The following is a 17542-nucleotide window of genomic DNA, read 5'->3' as shown; positions in this document are numbered from 1 at the left end:
GGAGAGCTGAGCGGCACGCGCCTCGGGAGCGGCCGGGCCGCACGGAGCGGGGTGGCCCGCCCGGCTCCCGCCGCGGCCCGTACCGGGGCGGGGCCGGCACGCGCGGTCCGCGGACGCCCCCGCCGCCCTCGCCCCCCGGAGCCGGATCACACGCACGCCCCCGGCTCCCGTGCCGCCCCGTCCGCGTCCACGGCCGTCGGGCCGGCCGGGCGCGGCACGCACACGTCGGCCGTCCTCGACGTCGGGCGCACGGGCCGCCCCCGGTGGCACGGGCGCGGTGGCTCCGCCGGGCACCGTCCGGGAGCGTCACGTCGCCGGCCGCGACGGTCCGCCCCTGCGGTGTCAGAGCCGGAGCCGGTAGCAGTGCCCCTGCCGCTTCGTCGCCGGGGTCGTGAAGACCTCGGCGAGCCGCATGCCGAGCCGCTCTGTGACCGCGATGGAGCGCGCGTTGCGGGCGTCGACCATCGCCACCACCTCCGTCACGCCCGCCGAGCGCACCCGCTCCAGCGTCTGCCGGGCCGCCGCCGTGACGTACCCCTTGCCCCAGTGCTCCCGCCCGAGCCGCCAGCCGATCTCGATCTCGCCCCTGGGGCCCCAGTCGCCCGGCCACGGCTGGGCGCCGGTGAAGCCGATGACCCGCCCGGACTCGTCCACCACGGTCCACAGGCAGAAGCCGTGCTCGGCGTCGTGCCGGCGCTGGCGGGCGGTGAGCTCCTCATAGACGGACAGTTCCGCGGGCTTCCCGCCGTGGAACTCCATGACGTCCGGGTCGTCGAAGACCCGGTGCCAGGCGACGGCGTCCTCGTCGGTGGGGACGCGCAGCCGTACGACAGGCAGAGCTCGGTTCACGGGGGCAGCCCTTCAGCCGGGTGATCGGTGACGCTGAATAGACTGCCCATGTCCAGTGCCCGTCGGCACGCAGATTCTCGAAACTCTGGGGAGATCCCGCCGTGACCGAGCCCCTCTCCGACAACACCGCCGATGTGATCGTCGTGGGCGCGGGGCCAGCCGGCTCCACGACCGCGTACTACCTGGCCAAGGCCGGACTCGACGTCCTCCTGCTGGAGAAGACCGCGTTCCCGCGGGAGAAGGTCTGCGGCGACGGGCTCACCCCGCGCGCGACCAAGCAGCTCGTGGCGATGGGCATCGACATCTCCGAGGAGGCCGGCTGGCTGCGCAACAAGGGCCTGCGCATCATCGGCGGCGGCTCGCGTCTCCAGCTGGACTGGCCGGACCTGGCCTCCTTCCCCGACTACGGACTCGTCCGCAAGCGCGACGACTTCGACGAGCAGCTCGCCCGCCAGGCGCAGAAGGCGGGCGCCCGCCTCTACGAGCGCTGCAACGTCGGCGCCCCGGTCGTCGACGACCGCACGGGCCGCATCACCGGCGTGCACGCGAAGCTGGGGGAGGAGAAGCGCGAGGTCACCTTCCACGCGCCGCTGGTCGTGGCCGCCGACGGCAACTCCACCCGCCTGTCCCTGGCGATGGGCCTGCACCGCCGCGAGGACCGCCCGATGGGCGTCGCGGTCCGCACCTACTTCACCTCGCCGCGCCACGACGACGACTACCTGGAGTCCTGGCTGGAACTGTGGGACCGCCGCGGCGCCCAGGACCGCCTCCTGCCGGGCTACGGCTGGATCTTCGGCATGGGCGACGGCACGTCGAACGTCGGCCTCGGAGTGCTGAACACCTCCGCCTCCTTCAAGGAACTGGACTGGCGGGAGGTGCTGAAGGCCTGGTGCGCGTCCATGCCGGAGGACTGGGGCTACACCCCGGAGAACATGACCGGGCCGATCCGCGGCGCCGCCCTGCCCATGGCCTTCAACCGCCAGCCCCACTACACCAAGGGCCTGCTCCTGGTCGGCGACGCCGGCGGCCTGGTGAACCCCTTCAACGGCGAGGGCATCGCCTACGCCATGGAGTCCGGCCAGATCGCCGCCGACGTCATCGTCCAGGCCCACGCGCGGGCCACGCCGGCCCAGCGCGAGACCGCCCTCCAGCGCTACCCGCGCGTCCTGAAGGACACCTACGGCGGCTACTACTCGCTGGGCCGCGCCTTCGTGAAGCTCATCGGCAACCCGAAGGTCATGCAGATCGCGGCCCAGCGCGGCCTCACCCACCCGGTCCTGATGAAGTTCACCCTGAAGATGCTCGCCAACCTGACGGACCCGACGGGCGGCGACGCGATGGACCGCATCATCAACGGACTGAGCAAGGTGGCCCCGAAGGCGTGATCACGCCCCGCTGAAGGCGGCCGCGTCGGCGGCCCGGCGCGCCAGCACCTCGTCGCGCCGGGCCGCCGACTGCCGCAGCGCCCGCTTCCGGTCGCGCGCGGAGAGCCGGTCCAGGTAGACGTGCCCGTTCACGTGGTCGGTCTCGTGGGCGAGGCAGCGGGCGAAGTAGCCGGTGCCCTCGACGAGGAGCGGCGCGCCGTTCTTGTCCACGCCCCGCACGACGGCCCGGTCGGGGCGGGGTACGGCCATGACGGCGCCCGGTACCGACAGGCACCCCTCCTCCTCGTCGAGCAGCCGCCGCGCGGCCGGGTCGAGCGGCTCCAGGACCGGGTTGACGATGTGTCCGACATGTCGGACACCGTCGTCGTCGGGGCAGTCGTACACGAACAGGCGCAGATCGACCCCGACCTGATTGGCCGCCAGCCCGGCTCCTTCCGCGACGTACATCGTGCGGAACATGTCGTCGACGAGCGCGGCCAGGTCGGGCCCGAACTCGGTGACGTCCCGGCACGGCTTGTGCAGCACCTCCTCGCCGGCCTCGGTGACGCGCCGGACCGACCCGCGCCGGGCCTCCGGCGCGAACGGCGGGTAGGAGGCGGTGTGCCGCCCCTGCAGGAAGACGCTCGGCATGGTGTCCTCTCCTTCGGTCTCGTGGACGGCCGGCGGGAACCGGCCCGTCCAGAGCCTGCCAGGAGAGGCCCGCGCCCGTCAGGAGAGCCCGAAAGGCCGCAGCCCCCGAGCGGCTGCGGCCTTTCGTGCGGATGTGTCCGAGGTGTCCGGACGCGAGCGTCAGAGCACGCGGACGGCACCGCTCGGCGGGTCGTACGACAGGGGCTTCATCACGACGCCCGTCGACGAGTTCTGTGCGCCGACGAACATGCCGTCGCCGACGTAGACGCCCACGTGGTACGCGCTGCCCGCGCCGCCCCAGTACAGGATGTCGCCCGGCTGGAGGTTGCTCAGCGACACCTGGGTGCCGGCGACCGACTGGTCCTGGGAGACGCGCGGCAGGTCGATGTTGACCTGCTTGAAGGCGGCCTGCACGAGGCCGGAGCAGTCCCAGGAGTTGGGGCCGGTGCCGCCGGAGACGTAGGCGTCGCCGACCTGGGCCTGGACGAAGGAGACGACGGCGGCGGCCGAACCGGTGGCCGTGGACGTGCTGACACCGGCCGAGGCCTCGACCGAGGAGGACGACGAGGACGACGAGTTCGACGTGGACGCCGAGCCGGTGTCCACGGAGGCGCTCAGGGTGGCGCGCTCGGCGGCACGGGAAGCGCGCTCGGCGGCCTCCTTGCGGGCCTCTTCCTCGGCCTTCTTCTTGGCCTCGGCGGCCTTCTTCTTGGCCTCCGCGAGGTCCGCCTTGGCCTCCTTGGCCGCGGCGGCGGCGGCCGCGTCGCGCTCGGCGCGCAGCTCGTAGTTCGCGGCGGCCTGCTGCGTGGCGTCCGCGGACTGGGCGACCTGGGCGGCCAGGTCGGCCGTCAGGGTGGGCAGTTCGAGGGTCTGCGTCACCGGCTCGGCCGCGTTCGCCGAACCCGACGCCCCGGCCACGGCCAGGGTGCTGAGGACGCCACCGGCAACTCCGGCCCGCATCGCGAGGGTCGACGCGCTGCGGCGGGGCTTCCGGTGGCTGCGTATGTGAGCGGTGTGGGACATGGGTACAACCGGTATCAGGAGCTCCTCCATACCTTCAAGAAACGTGTGCTGCGCCACAGTTGTTCAACGGACCCCTTGAATCCCGGGCGTGTCGCCCTTTTTTGGCACCCTGGCGAACATTGCGCGGTCACCGTGACCCACCTGTGATCACGGCCTTTGATCGTTTCGCCCGAATTGCCCCTCGCTTACCACTGGTTGAGGCAGTTGGCCAAGCCCGGTTCCCGGACGCCCCTCATGGGTGTGGCGGAGGTCACGGAACGGTCACCCCCGCGGCCGCGTCCCCGCGCGGATCGACGCCCGGGACGCTCGTGAACGCGTGCACGCGTCCACATCGCGCCCCGTTCCCCCCTCTCACGTGTGAACGGGATCCACTATCAAGAGATCGGGTCCAGCACCAATTTGCATGCACGCGAAGCATCTTGATATGGAGACGCTCCCTGCGCCCCCTCTCTGGCCAGCGGCGACGAGCGAAATTGTCACCTCTGGTGATCAGCTGAACGCTTCCTGTGTGAAGATCACCGCTCATCCGACTTCATGATCCTTCGTCAGGTGGTGGAGATCACAAAGCTTGTGCAATACCCCGTGTCGCAGATCACAGAGCGGCAGGCATAAGATGCGAGGCAGTTGGGCTTGTGACCTGCTTCACATGTTCGCGATCTTCGCCGGGACGAGCGGGGTTCGTGGGACTGCTGGGGCGGCTGTGAGCCCAGTGCAACCTCCCCCAGGTCTCGGCTCCGCTCGACCAGGGGGGACCCCCATGCAGTCAGTGCCGACTGAGAGGAGCGAGGAGCGGTGAACGCGTATGCGCCCATCCTCGTACTGGGAGCCCTCGGGGCAGGCTTTGCGATCTTCTCCGTGGTCATGGCCACGCTGATCGGTCCGAAGCGGTACAACCGGGCCAAGCTGGAGGCCTACGAGTGCGGCATCGAGCCGACCCCCACGCCGGCCGGCGGGGGGCGCTTCCCCATCAAGTACTACCTGACGGCGATGCTCTTCATCGTCTTCGACATCGAGATCGTCTTCCTCTACCCCTGGGCCGTCACCTTCGACGCCCTGGGGATCTTCGGGCTCGTGGAGATGCTGCTCTTCGTGCTCACCGTCTTCGTCGCGTACGCGTACGTATGGCGGCGCGGCGGCCTGGAATGGGACTGAGGGGCCTTTAGTCATGGGACTCGAAGAAAAACTGCCGAGCGGCTTCCTGCTGACCACCGTCGAGCAGGCCGCGGGCTGGGTGCGCAAGTCGTCCGTCTTCCCCGCCACGTTCGGCCTCGCGTGCTGCGCCATCGAGATGATGACCACCGGCGCCGGCCGCTACGACCTGGCGCGCTTCGGCATGGAGGTCTTCCGCGGCTCGCCGCGGCAGGCGGACCTGATGATCGTCGCGGGCCGGGTCAGCCAGAAGATGGCGCCGGTGCTGCGGCAGGTCTACGACCAGATGCCGAACCCCAAGTGGGTGATCTCCATGGGGGTCTGCGCCTCCTCGGGCGGCATGTTCAACAACTACGCGATCGTCCAGGGCGTCGACCACGTCGTCCCGGTCGACATCTACCTCCCCGGCTGCCCGCCGCGGCCCGAGATGCTGATGGACGCCATCCTCAAGCTCCACCACAAGATCCAGAACTCCAAGCTCGGGGTGAACGCCGAGGAGGCGGCCCGCGAGGCGGAGGAGGCGGCGCTCAAGGCCCTGCCCACCATCGAGATGAAGGGGCTGCTGCGGTGAGCGACGCGAACGACACCCCGGGTGACGTGAACGGACCCAACCCCGAGAAGGACCTCTCCGCGCAGAACCTCCCCGGCCAGCGCGGCCAGGGCGGCGAGGAGATCCGCGTCCAGCGCGGCATGTTCGGCGCGAACAACGGCGGCGACACCTCCGGCTACGGCGGGCTGGTCCGCTCGGTCCGCCTCCCGGGGCCGGCGAGCAGGCCCTACGGCGGCTGGTTCGACGAGGTCGCCGACGAGCTCGAGGGCGCACTGGAGGAACAGGGGCTGCTGCCCGAGAACGCCATCGAGAAGACGGTCGTCGACCGCGGTGAACTGACCTTCCACATCGAACGCGAGCACCTGGTCCGCGTCGCGAGGACCCTGCGCGACGACCCGGCCCTGCGCTTCGAGCTGTGCACCGGCGTCAGCGGCGTCCACTACCCGAACGACAAGGGCCGCGAGCTGCACGCCGTCTACCACCTGCGCTCGATCACCCACAACCGGCTGATCCGGCTCGAGGTCAGCGCCCCCGACGGCGACCCGCACATCCCGTCGCTGTTCGCCGTCTACCCGACGAACGACTGGCACGAGCGCGAGGCGTACGACTTCTTCGGCATCGTCTTCGACGGTCACCCGGCCCTGACGCGGATCATGATGCCGGACGACTGGCAGGGCCACCCGCAGCGCAAGGACTATCCCCTCGGCGGCATCCCCGTCGAGTACAAGGGCGCCCAGATCCCGGCTCCGGACCAGCGGAGGTCGTACTCATGAGCACGCACACCCCGTCCTCGGCGTCGGCCCGCGAGACCACCGAGGGCACCGTCTACACGGTCACCGGCGGCGACTGGGACGAGGTCGTCCAGACCGCGGCCCGCGCCGACGACGAGCGCATCGTCGTCAACATGGGCCCGCAGCACCCCTCGACCCACGGCGTGCTCCGCCTGATCCTGGAGATCGACGGCGAGACGGTCACCGAGGCCCGCTGCGGCATCGGCTACCTGCACACCGGCATCGAGAAGAACCTCGAGTACCGGACCTGGACGCAGGGCACCACGTTCGTGACGCGCATGGACTACCTGACGCCGTTCTTCAACGAGACGGCGTACTGCCTGGGCGTCGAGAAGCTCCTCGGCATCGAGGACCAGATCCCGGACCGCGCCTCGGTCGTCCGGGTGCTGCTGATGGAGCTGAACCGGCTCTCCTCGCACCTGGTGTGCATCGCCACCGGAGGCATGGAACTCGGCGCCACCACGATCATGATCTACGGCTTCCGCGATCGTGAACTGATTCTCGACATCTACGAGCTGATCACCGGCCTGCGGATGAACCACGCGTACATCCGCCCCGGCGGACTCGCCCAGGACCTGCCGCCGGGCGCGGTGGACCAGATCCGCGAGTTCGTGAAGAAGATGAAGAAGAACCTCCCGGAGTACGACAAGCTCGCCACCGGGAACCCCATCTTCAAGGCCCGCATGCAGGACGTCGGCTACCTCGACCTGGCCGGCTGCATGGCCCTCGGCGCCACCGGTCCGGTCCTGCGCTCCACCGGTCTGCCCCACGACCTGCGCAAGACCCAGCCGTACTGCGGCTACGAGACGTACGACTTCGACGTCCCGACCGCCGACACCTGTGACTCCTACGGCCGCTTCCTGATCCGGCTGGAGGAGATGCGCCAGTCGCTGCGGATCGTCGAGCAGTGCCTGGACCGGCTGGAGCCCGGCCCGGTCATGGTCGCCGACAAGAAGATCGCCTGGCCCGCCCAGCTCGCGCTCGGACCGGACGGACTCGGCAACTCCCTCGACCACATCAAGAAGATCATGGGCACCTCCATGGAGGCCCTGATCCACCACTTCAAGCTGGTCACCGAGGGCTTCCGCGTCCCCCCGGGACAGGCGTACGCGGCGGTCGAGTCGCCCAAGGGCGAGCTCGGGGTGCACGTCGTGTCCGACGGCGGCACCCGCCCCTACCGGGTCCACTTCCGGGACCCGTCCTTCACCAACCTTCAGGCCATGGCGGCGATGTGCGAGGGCGGCCAGGTCGCCGACGTCATCGTCGCGGTGGCCTCCATCGACCCCGTGATGGGAGGCGTCGACCGGTGACCACCTCTTCTTCGGAGCGGGGCGTCAGCCTGGGCATGCCGGAACTGCCCGCGCCCGCGTACCCGGACGACGTCCGGGCCCGGCTGGAGGCCGACGCGCGCGAGGTCATCGCCCGCTACCCGGACTCCCGGTCCGCCCTCCTGCCGCTGCTGCACCTCGTGCAGGCGGAGGAAGGGCACGTCACGCGCACCGGCATGCAGTTCTGCGCGGACGTGCTGGGCCTGACCACGGCCGAGGTCACCGCGGTCGCGACCTTCTACACCATGTACCGGCGCAGGCCGAGCGGTGACTACCAGGTCGGCGTCTGCACCAACACGCTGTGCGCGGTCATGGGCGGCGACGCGATCTTCGAGTCCCTCCAGGAGCACCTGGGCGTCGGCAACGGCGGGACCACCGACGACGGCAAGGTCACGCTGGAGCACATCGAGTGCAACGCGGCCTGCGACTTCGCCCCGGTCGTGATGGTCAACTGGGAGTTCTTCGACAACCAGACCCCCGAGAGCGTCCGGCGCCTCGTCGACGACCTGCGCGCGGGACGGCCGGTGACGCCCACGCGCGGCGCGCCGCTGTGCACCTTCAAGGAGACCGCCCGGATCCTGGCGGGCTTCCCCGACGAGCGGGAGGGCGCCGTCGCGGCAGGCGGCAGCGCGGGCCCCGCCTCCCTGGCCGGGCTGAAGCTGGCGAAGGGCGAGGTGTCCGCCGCGCGCGTGGTGCACCCGCGGGACGGCGGACCGCACGACGCGTCACAGGACCGGGACGTGCACGACCCGTCGCCGACGAGGCACCTCAGCTCGCACGACGCGCCGCAGGACACATCGGCCTCCGACCCGGCCCACCCGGCCGGTCCCACCGCCGAGGAGGGGGAGTGATGACCTTGGCCGCCGAGATCAAGGACCACAGCCCGGAGAAGCTGCTCGCACCCGTGCTGTCGGCCTTCTGGGACGAGGACGAGTCCTGGACGCTGGACGTCTACCGCAGGCACGAGGGGTACGAGGGACTCCGCAAGGCGCTGGCGATGTCGCCGGACGACCTGATCGCGTACGTCAAGGACTCCGGTCTGCGCGGCCGCGGCGGCGCCGGTTTCCCGACGGGGATGAAGTGGCAGTTCATCCCCCAGGGCGACGGCAAGCCCCACTACCTCGTCGTCAACGCCGACGAGTCGGAGCCGGGGACCTGCAAGGACATCCCGCTCCTCTTCGCGAACCCGCACAGCCTCATCGAGGGCATCGTCATCGCGTGCTACGCCATCAGGTCGTCGCACGCCTTCATCTACCTGCGCGGTGAGGTCGTCCCCGTGCTGCGGCGGCTGCACGCGGCCGTGCGCGAGGCCTACGCGGCCGGCTTCCTCGGCGAGGACATCCTGGGCAGCGGACTCGACCTCGAACTCACCGTGCACGCGGGCGCGGGCGCGTACATCTGCGGTGAGGAGACCGCGCTGCTCGACTCGCTCGAAGGCCGCCGGGGCCAGCCGCGGCTCCGTCCCCCCTTCCCCGCCGTCGCGGGTCTCTACGCGTGCCCCACCGTGGTGAACAACGTCGAGTCCATCGCGTCGGTTCCCGCGATCCTGAACAAGGGCAAGGAGTGGTTCAGGTCGATGGGCAGCGAGAAGTCCCCGGGCTTCACGCTCTACTCGCTCAGCGGCCACGTCGCCACCCCCGGCCAGTACGAGGCCCCGCTCGGCATCACGCTGCGCCAGCTCCTCGACATGAGCGGCGGGATGCGCCCCGGCCACCGGCTCAAGTTCTGGACACCGGGCGGCTCCTCCACGCCGATGTTCACCGACGAGCACCTCGACGTCCCCCTCGACTACGAGGGCGTCGGCGCCGCGGGTTCCATGCTCGGCACCAAGGCGCTCCAGTGCTTCGACGAGACGACCTGCGTGGTGCGCGCCGTCACCCGCTGGACCGAGTTCTACGCCCACGAGTCCTGCGGCAAGTGCACGCCCTGCCGCGAAGGCACGTACTGGCTCGTGCAGCTGCTGCGCGACATCGAGGCCGGCAAGGGCTCGATGAGCGACCTCGACAAGCTGAACGACATCGCCGACAACATCAACGGCAAGTCCTTCTGCGCCCTCGGCGACGGCGCCGCCTCGCCGATCTTCTCCTCGCTCAAGTACTTCCGCGAGGAGTACGAGCAGCACATCACGGGCCGCGGCTGCCCCTTCGACCCGGCCAGGTCGACGGCCTGGGCCGACCACCGTACGGAGGTGAACGCATGACCGTGACCACGAGCGCTCCCTCCGGCGGGGGAGAGCCGGCCCTCCCCCCGGAGGACCTCGTCACGCTCACGATCGACGGCATCGAGATCAGCGTGCCCAAGGGCACCCTGGTCATCCGGGCCGCCGAGCAGCTCGGCATCGAGATCCCCCGGTTCTGCGACCACCCGCTCCTCGACCCGGCCGGCGCCTGCCGCCAGTGCATCGTCGAGGTCGAGGGCCAGCGCAAGCCCATGGCGTCCTGCACCATCACCTGCACCGACGGCATGGTGGTCAAGACCCAGCTCACCTCCCCGGTCGCCGAGAAGGCCCAGTATGGGGTGATGGAGCTGCTGCTCATCAACCACCCGCTGGACTGCCCGGTCTGCGACAAGGGCGGCGAGTGCCCGCTGCAGAACCAGGCCATGTCGCACGGCCAGGCCGAGTCCCGCTTCGAGGGGAGGAAGCGGACCTACGAGAAGCCCGTGCCGATCTCCACGCAGGTGCTGCTCGACCGCGAGCGGTGCGTGCTGTGCGCCCGCTGCACCCGCTTCTCCAACCAGGTCGCCGGCGACCCGATGATCGAGCTGATCGAACGGGGCGCGCTCCAGCAGGTCGGCACCGGCGAGGGCGACCCCTTCGAGTCGTACTTCTCCGGAAACACCATCCAGATCTGCCCGGTCGGCGCGCTCACCTCGGCGGCGTACCGGTTCCGCTCCCGCCCGTTCGACCTGATCTCCTCGCCGTCCGTGTGCGAGCACTGCTCCGGCGGCTGCGCGACCCGCACCGACCACCGGCGCGGCAAGGTCATGCGGCGCCTCGCGGCGAACGACCCCGAGGTCAACGAGGAGTGGATCTGCGACAAGGGGCGGTTCGCCTTCCGGTACGCGCAGCAGCGGGACCGGCTGACGACCCCCCTGGTGCGCAACGCCGAGGGCGAGCTGGAACCGGCCTCCTGGCCGGAGGCCCTGCAGATCGCCGCGCAGGGACTGCTCGCCTCGCGCGGGCGGACCGGTGTCCTGACCGGCGGGCGTCTCACCGTCGAGGACGCCTACGCGTACAGCAAGTTCGCGCGCGTGGCGCTCGACACCAACGACATCGACTTCCGCGCGCGCGTGCACAGCGCCGAGGAGGCCGACTTCCTCGCCGCCCGGGTGGCCGGCCGCGGCCGTGACCTGGACGGCACGGGCGTCACGTACACCGCGCTGGAGAAGGCGCCGGCCGTGCTGCTGGTCGGTTTCGAGGCCGAGGAGGAGGCGCCCGGCGTCTTCCTGCGGCTGCGCAAGGCCTGGCGCAGGCACGGGCTGAAGGTGTTCTCGCTGGCCACCCACGCCACACGGGGTCTGGAGAAGGCCGGCGGCACGCTGCTGCCCGCCGCTCCCGGCACCGAGACCGAGTGGCTGGACGCGCTCGCGAGCGGCGTCGGCCTGGAGGACGACGGTGCCCGGGCGGCCGAGGCACTGCGCGCCGAGGGTGCCGTGATCGTCGTCGGCGAGCGGCTGGCATCCGTGGCCGGCGGGCTCACCTCCGCCGTCCGGACCGCCGCCGCGACCGGTGCCCGGCTGGTGTGGATCCCGCGCCGGGCCGGGGAGCGCGGCGCGATCGAGGCGGGGGCGCTGCCGTCGCTGCTGCCGGGCGGGCGCCCCGCGACCGACCCGCGCGCGCGTGAGGAGGTCGCCGCGGTCTGGGGCCTGGCCGACCTCCCGCACCGCTACGGCCGCGACACCGGCGCGATCGTCGAGGCCACCGCGCGCGGTGAGCTCCAGGCGCTGCTGGTGGCGGGCGTGGAGGTCGCCGACCTGCCCGACCCGGCCCGCGCGCGTGCGGCACTCGCCGAGGCCGGCTTCGTGGTGTCGCTGGAACTGCGGCCCAGCGAGGTCACCGACCACGCCGACGTGGTCCTGCCCGTCGCGGCGGTCGCCGAGAAGGCCGGGACCTTCCTCAACTGGGAGGGCAGGGCGCGCTTCTTCGAGGCCGCGCTCAAGCCCGACCAGATGACCCGCCGCCTCGCGCCCACCGACGCGCGCGTGCTCCAGATGCTCGCCGACGCCATGGACGTCCACCTGGGCCTGCCGGATCTGCGCACCACGCGCGCGGAGATCGACCGGCTCGGCGCCTGGGACGGGGCGCGGGCCGGTGAACCGCTGCACACCGCGGGCGCCCTGCCCCGGCCGGCCGCCGGGGAGGCCGTGCTCGCCGGGCACCGGCTGCTGCTCGACCAGGGCGTCCTCCAGCAGGGCGACGAGGCGCTCGCCGGCACCCGGCACGCCGCACGCGCGCGCGTGTCGGCCGCCACGGCCGCCGAGGCGGGCGTCAAGGACGGCGACCCGCTGGCCGTGACCGGGCCCGGCGGATCCGTCGAACTCCCGTTGGAGATCACCGAGATGCCCGACCGGGTGGTCTGGCTCCCGCTGAACTCGGCCGGTCACGGCGTCGCCTCCGACGCCGGGGTGCTGCCCGGAACCCTCGTCCGCATCGGCCCGGCCACGCTCGCGGGCGAGGCCCCCAAGGAGGTGGAGGCATGAGCCCGTACCTCGCCGCTGAAGACCTCTCGATGTTCGGCACCGACCCCTGGTGGCTGGTGGTGATCAAGGCGGTCTTCTGCTTCGCCTTCCTGATGGTGACCGTGCTGTTCTCCATCGTGTGGGAGCGCAAGGTCGTCGCCTGGATGCAGCTGCGCATCGGTCCCAACCGGCACGGCCCCTGGGGCATGCTCCAGTCGCTCGCCGACGGCATCAAGCTGATGCTGAAGGAAGACGTCGTCGTCAAGCGCGCCGACAAGGCGGTGTACGTCCTGGCGCCGATCGTCGCGGCCATCCCGGCCTTCATGGCGATCGCGGTGATCCCCTTCGGGCCGGCCGGCAACGAGGTGTCGGTCTTCGGCCACCGCACCGCCATGCAGCTCACCGACCTGCCGATCGCGATGCTGTTCATCCTCGCGGTCGCCTCGGTCGGCATCTACGGCATCGTGCTCGCCGGATGGAGCTCCGGGTCGACGTACCCGCTCCTCGGCGGCCTGCGGTCCTGCGCGCAGATGATCTCCTACGAGATCGCGATGGGCGCCGCGTTCGCCTCGGTGTTCCTCTACTCCGGTTCGATGTCGACCTCGGAGATCGTCGCCCAGCAGACCGACCGCTGGTACATCGTGCTGCTGCCGGTCTCCTTCATCCTCTACATCGTCACCATGGTCGGCGAGACCAACCGCGCCCCCTTCGACATGCCGGAGTCGGAGGGCGACCTGGTGGGCGGCTTCAACACCGAGTACTCGTCGATCAAGTTCGCGATGTTCATGCTCGCCGAGTACGTGAACATGGTGACGGTCTCGGCGGTCGCCACCACGCTCTTCCTCGGCGGCTGGCGGGCCCCGTGGCCCATCAGCACCTTCTGGGAGGGCGCCAACCACGGCTGGTGGCCGCTGCTCTGGTTCGTCGTCAAGGTCCAGCTGCTGCTGTTCTTCTTCATCTGGCTGCGCGGCACGCTCCCGCGCGTGCGTTACGACCAGCTGATGAAGCTCGGCTGGAAGGTCCTCATCCCGGTCTCCCTGGTCTGGCTGATGCTCGTCGCGAGCGTGCGGGCCATGCGGAACGAGAACTACGGCTTCACCGACATCGCGCTCTACATCGGCGGCGGCGTCCTGGCCCTGCTGCTGGTGTCCTTCGTCGCCGACGTCTACCGCGACAAGGGCAAGGGCGCCGAGGCGCCCGTCGAGGAACCGGCCGCCTTCGACCCGATGGCCGGCGGGTTCCCCGTGCCGCCGATGCCCGGGCAGGAGCTGCCGCCGGTGCCCAGGCGCTGCCCGCGCCGGGACCGGGAACTGATCGCCAGTGGCGGCTCCGATACTCACAGTGACGGACCTCTGGGTGGACCCACGGATGGAAAGGAGGCGTCCGATGGCTGAGGAACCCAAGGAGACCGACCCCGGTTTCCTGAACCCCGTGGCCGGCTTCGGTGTGACCTTCAAGGCCATGTTCAAGAAGCGGCTGACCGAGCAGTACCCGGAGCAGAAGAAGACCACCGCTCCGCGCTTCCACGGACGGCACCAGCTCAACCGCCATCCGGACGGCCTGGAGAAGTGCGTCGGCTGCGAGCTGTGCGCCTGGGCGTGTCCCGCCGACGCGATCTACGTGGAGGGCGCGGACAACACGGACGAGGAGCGCTACTCGCCGGGCGAGCGGTACGGCCGCGTCTACCAGATCAACTACGCCCGCTGCATCCTGTGCGGCCTGTGCATCGAGGCCTGCCCCACGCGCGCGCTGACGATGACCAACGAGTTCGAGCTGGCCGACTCCAGTCGCGCCAACCTCATCTTCACCAAGGAGCAGCTGCTCGCCGGTCTGGAGGAGGGCATGGTCGACACGCCCCACGCCATCTACCCGGGCACGGACGAGCAGGACTACTACCGGGGCCTGGTCACCGAGGCCGCGCCCGGCACCGAGCGGCAGGTCGCCCGCTCCAAGGGGGAGGTCGTCCAGGAGGGCGACTCGACCTTCGGCGGGACCGAGCCGGCGTCGGAGGAGGTGATCCGCCGATGAGCGCACAGCTCGCCGCCGCAGCGACTCTCTCTGCCGGCACCTCCACCGGAGAGGCCGTCCAGTTCTGGATCCTCGGCACGGTCGCGGTGATCGGCGCCCTGTGCACCGTCTTCATGAAGAAGGCCGTGCACAGCGCGCTCTGCCTCGCCGGGACCATGATCGTGCTGGCGGTGTTCTACCTCGCCAACGGCGCCTACTTCCTCGGCATCGTGCAGATCGTCGTCTACACCGGCGCGGTCATGATGCTGTTCCTGTTCGTGGTGATGCTCGTCGGCGTCACCGCGGCGGACTCCCTGAAGGAGACCATCAAGGGCCAGCGCTGGCTGGCCCTGGCCAGCGGGCTCGGCTTCGGCACCCTGCTGATCGCCGGCATCGGCAACGCCTCCCTCAAGGAGTTCGACGGCCTCGGCCAGGCCAATGCGAACGGCAACGTGGAGGGCATCGCGTCCCTCGTCTTCACCAAGTACGTCTTCGCCTTCGAGATCACCGGCGCCCTGCTCATCACGGCCGCCGTCGGCGCCATGGTGCTCACCCACCGCGAGCGCACCGAGCGGGCCAGGACGCAGCGCGAACTGTCCGAGCAGCGCGTCCGCGACGGCAAGTACCTGCCGCCGCTGCCGGCGCCCGGCGTCTACGCCCGGCACAACGCGGTCGACATCGCCGGTCTGCTGCCCGACGGCACCCCGTCCGAGCTCACCGTCAGCAAGACGCTGCGCGAGCGGGGCCAGATCCGCGACGTCTCGACGGAGGCGCTGAACGACCTCAAGGCCCTGGAGCAGCGCGCCGAGGAACGTCTGGAGCGCAGGGCGGTCGGGCCGGCCACCTTCAAGCGGTCCGAGGAGGCGTCGAAGTGAACCCCGTCAACTACCTCTACCTCGCAGCCCTGTTGTTCACGATCGGTGCCACCGGTGTGCTGATCCGGCGCAACGCGATCGTGGTCTTCATGTGCGTCGAGCTGATGCTCAACGCCTGCAACCTCGCGTTCGTCGCCTTCTCCCGCATGCACGGCAACCTCGACGGCCAGATCATCGCCTTCTTCACGATGGTCGTCGCCGCCGCGGAGGTCGTGGTCGGGCTCGCGATCATCGTGTCCCTGTTCCGTTCCCGCCACTCGGCCTCGGTCGACGACGCCAGCCTGATGAAGCTGTGAGGGGTCGCTGAATCGTGGAGAATCTGATTGCGCTGCTGGTGGCGGCGCCTCTGCTCGGAGCGGCGGTCCTGCTGTGCGGCGGCCGCCGGCTGGACGCCGTCGGCCACTGGCTCGGCACGCTGCTGGCCGCCGCGTCCTTCGTGATCGGCGTCGTCCTCTTCGCCGACATGCTCGGCAGCGGCGCCGAGGACCGCACCCTGACGCAGCACCTGTTCAGCTGGATCCCGGTGGAGGGGTTCCAGGCCGACGTCGCCTTCCGGCTCGACCAGCTGTCGATGACGTTCGTCCTGCTGATCACCGGCGTCGGCTCGCTGATCCACCTGTACTCGGTCGCGTACATGGAGCACGACGAGCGGCGCCGCCGCTTCTTCGGCTACCTGAACCTGTTCCTCGCGGCGATGCTGATCCTGGTCCTCGCCGACAACTACCTGCTGCTGTACGTCGGCTGGGAGGGCGTCGGCCTCGCCTCGTACCTGCTGATCGGCTTCTGGCAGCACAAGCCCAGCGCCGCCACCGCCGCGAAGAAGGCCTTCCTGGTCAACCGCGTCGGCGACATGGGCCTGTCGATCGCGATCATGCTGATGTTCCTGTGGTTCGGCACCTTCGCCTTCGGGCCGGTGCTCGGCACGCTGCACGACCCGGGCGTCGCGGGCCAGGCCGACGAGGGCAAGCTCACCGCGATCGCCCTGATGCTGCTGCTCGCCGCGTGCGGCAAGTCCGCCCAGGTGCCGCTGCAGTCCTGGCTCGGTGACGCGATGGAGGGCCCGACCCCGGTCTCGGCCCTCATCCACGCCGCGACCATGGTGACCGCGGGCGTGTACCTGATCGTCCGCTCGGCGGCGATCTTCAACGGCGCGCCCGACGCGCAACTGGTCGTCACCGTCGTCGGCGCGGTCACGCTGCTGTTCGGTGCGATCGTCGGTTGCGCCAAGGACGACATCAAGAAGGCGCTCGCCGGCTCGACCATGTCGCAGATCGGCTACATGGTGCTGGCCGCGGGCCTCGGCCCCATCGGCTACGTCTTCGCGATCATGCACCTGGTGACGCACGGCTTCTTCAAGGCCGGGCTGTTCCTCGGCGCCGGTTCGGTCATGCACGGCATGAACGACGAGGTCGACATGCGCCGCTACGGCGGCCTCAGGAAGTACATGCCGGTCACCTTCGTCACCTTCGGCCTCGGCTACCTCGCCATCATCGGCTTCCCGGGCCTGTCCGGCTTCTTCTCCAAGGACAAGATCATCGAGGCGGCGTTCGCCAAGGGCGGCACCGAGGGGTGGGTCCTCGGCGCCTGCGCCCTGCTGGGCGCGGCCATCACCGCGTACTACATGACGCGCGTGATGCTGATGACGTTCTTCGGCGAGGAGCGCTGGCGCAAGGCCCCGACGCCGTCCCCGGCCGAGCCCGACGTCGAGCCGGCCGCCGAGACGCGCGGCGAGTACACGCCCCCGCACCCGCACGAGTCCCCGAAGACCATGACGGTCCCGATGATCGTGCTGGCCGTCGGCTCGGTGGCGGGCGGCGCCTTCTTCAGCATCGGCGACCGCTTCCTTCACTGGCTGGAGCCCGTCACCGGGCACAGCCACGGTGACGCGCCGATCAGCGCCGGGGTGGTCACCGGAGCGACCGTGGCCTGCATGGTCATCGGCGTCGCGATCGCCTGGGCGCAGTACGGACGGCGTCCGGTCCCGGCCGTCGCCCCGCGCGGGTCGCTGCTCACCCGGGCCGCCCGGCGCGACCTGCTCCAGGACGACTTCAACCACGTCGTCCTGGTCCGCGGCGGCGAGCACCTCACGCGCTCGCTGGTCTACGTCGACCACACCCTGGTCGACGGGGTCGTCAACGGCACGGCGGCCTCGTTCGGCGGCCTGTCCGGGCGGATGCGCAAGCTGCAGAACGGGTTCGCGCGCAGTTACGCGGTCTCGATGTTCGGCGGTGCGGCGGTCCTCGTCGCCGCGACCCTGCTGATGAGGGCGGTCTGA

Annotated in this window: 16 protein-coding genes; 13 read left to right on the top strand and 3 right to left on the bottom strand. The window is 70.6% G+C overall.

The genetic code is table 11. The features are described 5' to 3' along the window. Window positions 1-342: 342 nt before the first annotated feature. A complete protein-coding gene (locus tag ACZ4V6_RS32390; protein ID WP_467834278.1) occupies window positions 343-849 on the bottom strand; it encodes a GNAT family N-acetyltransferase in 507 nt (168 codons plus the stop codon). Between the two features lie 101 nt (window positions 850-950). Between ACZ4V6_RS32390 and ACZ4V6_RS32385 the strand changes: the two genes are divergently transcribed. Further along, window positions 951-2234: a geranylgeranyl reductase family protein gene (locus ACZ4V6_RS32385; RefSeq protein ID WP_467834276.1), complete on the top strand. Its 1284-nt coding sequence runs from the start codon at window positions 951-953 to the stop codon at window positions 2232-2234. Here the strand turns inward: ACZ4V6_RS32385 and def are convergent, their stop codons facing one another. After that, a complete protein-coding gene (gene def / locus ACZ4V6_RS32380; RefSeq protein ID WP_467834275.1) occupies window positions 2235-2864 on the bottom strand; it encodes a peptide deformylase in 630 nt (209 codons plus the stop codon). Window positions 2865-3023: 159 nt separating this feature from the next. Beyond that, a complete protein-coding gene (locus ACZ4V6_RS32375) occupies window positions 3024-3887 on the bottom strand; it encodes a C40 family peptidase (RefSeq protein ID WP_467834273.1) in 864 nt (287 codons plus the stop codon). 792 nt (window positions 3888-4679) lie between these two features. Between ACZ4V6_RS32375 and ACZ4V6_RS32370 the strand changes: the two genes are divergently transcribed. The 12 genes from ACZ4V6_RS32370 to nuoL are packed head-to-tail and all read left to right on the top strand — an operon-like array spanning window position 4680 to window position 17542. After that, window positions 4680-5039 (top strand): NADH-quinone oxidoreductase subunit A, encoded by a 360-nt coding sequence (locus ACZ4V6_RS32370; protein WP_003992243.1) that lies wholly within the window; start codon window positions 4680-4682, stop codon window positions 5037-5039. 13 nt (window positions 5040-5052) lie between these two features. Beyond that, complete coding sequence (locus ACZ4V6_RS32365; RefSeq protein ID WP_161166212.1) at window positions 5053-5607, top strand: NuoB/complex I 20 kDa subunit family protein; 555 nt, start codon at window positions 5053-5055, stop codon at window positions 5605-5607. Next, entirely contained in the window at window positions 5604-6359 is a 756-nt protein-coding gene (locus ACZ4V6_RS32360) for an NADH-quinone oxidoreductase subunit C (RefSeq protein ID WP_467834271.1), read from the top strand. The genes ACZ4V6_RS32365 and ACZ4V6_RS32360 overlap by 4 nt, the downstream gene beginning before the upstream one ends. Continuing rightward, window positions 6356-7687 carry an NADH-quinone oxidoreductase subunit D gene (locus ACZ4V6_RS32355; protein ID WP_467834269.1) on the top strand — a complete coding sequence of 444 codons (1332 nt, stop codon included), beginning with the start codon at window positions 6356-6358 and terminating at the stop codon, window positions 7685-7687. The genes ACZ4V6_RS32360 and ACZ4V6_RS32355 overlap by 4 nt, the downstream gene beginning before the upstream one ends. After that, window positions 7684-8556, top strand: coding sequence for an NADH-quinone oxidoreductase subunit NuoE (gene nuoE / locus ACZ4V6_RS32350; protein WP_467834268.1), 873 nt, complete (start codon window positions 7684-7686; stop codon window positions 8554-8556). Before ACZ4V6_RS32355 ends, nuoE begins: the two co-directional genes overlap by 4 nt. Beyond that, entirely contained in the window at window positions 8553-9905 is a 1353-nt protein-coding gene (gene nuoF, locus ACZ4V6_RS32345; protein ID WP_467834267.1) for an NADH-quinone oxidoreductase subunit NuoF, read from the top strand. The genes nuoE and nuoF overlap by 4 nt, the downstream gene beginning before the upstream one ends. Further along, complete coding sequence (locus ACZ4V6_RS32340) at window positions 9902-12406, top strand: NADH-quinone oxidoreductase subunit G (protein ID WP_467834265.1); 2505 nt, start codon at window positions 9902-9904, stop codon at window positions 12404-12406. The genes nuoF and ACZ4V6_RS32340 overlap by 4 nt, the downstream gene beginning before the upstream one ends. Further along, window positions 12403-13779, top strand: coding sequence for an NADH-quinone oxidoreductase subunit NuoH (nuoH, locus tag ACZ4V6_RS32335; protein WP_467834263.1), 1377 nt, complete (start codon window positions 12403-12405; stop codon window positions 13777-13779). Before ACZ4V6_RS32340 ends, nuoH begins: the two co-directional genes overlap by 4 nt. Next, window positions 13772-14413, top strand: a complete 642-nt coding sequence (nuoI, locus tag ACZ4V6_RS32330) for an NADH-quinone oxidoreductase subunit NuoI (RefSeq protein ID WP_467834262.1) — start codon at window positions 13772-13774, stop codon at window positions 14411-14413. Before nuoH ends, nuoI begins: the two co-directional genes overlap by 8 nt. After that, window positions 14410-15267 (top strand): NADH-quinone oxidoreductase subunit J, encoded by an 858-nt coding sequence (locus tag ACZ4V6_RS32325; protein WP_467834260.1) that lies wholly within the window; start codon window positions 14410-14412, stop codon window positions 15265-15267. Before nuoI ends, ACZ4V6_RS32325 begins: the two co-directional genes overlap by 4 nt. Further along, window positions 15264-15563: an NADH-quinone oxidoreductase subunit NuoK gene (gene nuoK, locus ACZ4V6_RS32320; RefSeq protein ID WP_004927567.1), complete on the top strand. Its 300-nt coding sequence runs from the start codon at window positions 15264-15266 to the stop codon at window positions 15561-15563. Before ACZ4V6_RS32325 ends, nuoK begins: the two co-directional genes overlap by 4 nt. A 14-nt stretch (window positions 15564-15577) precedes the next feature. After that, window positions 15578-17542, top strand: a complete 1965-nt coding sequence (gene nuoL / locus ACZ4V6_RS32315) for an NADH-quinone oxidoreductase subunit L (protein ID WP_467834258.1) — start codon at window positions 15578-15580, stop codon at window positions 17540-17542.

It is taken from the genome of Streptomyces sp. NPDC029152, from assembly GCF_055564355.1.
This window is presented reverse-complemented; position numbering and strand designations above follow the sequence as displayed.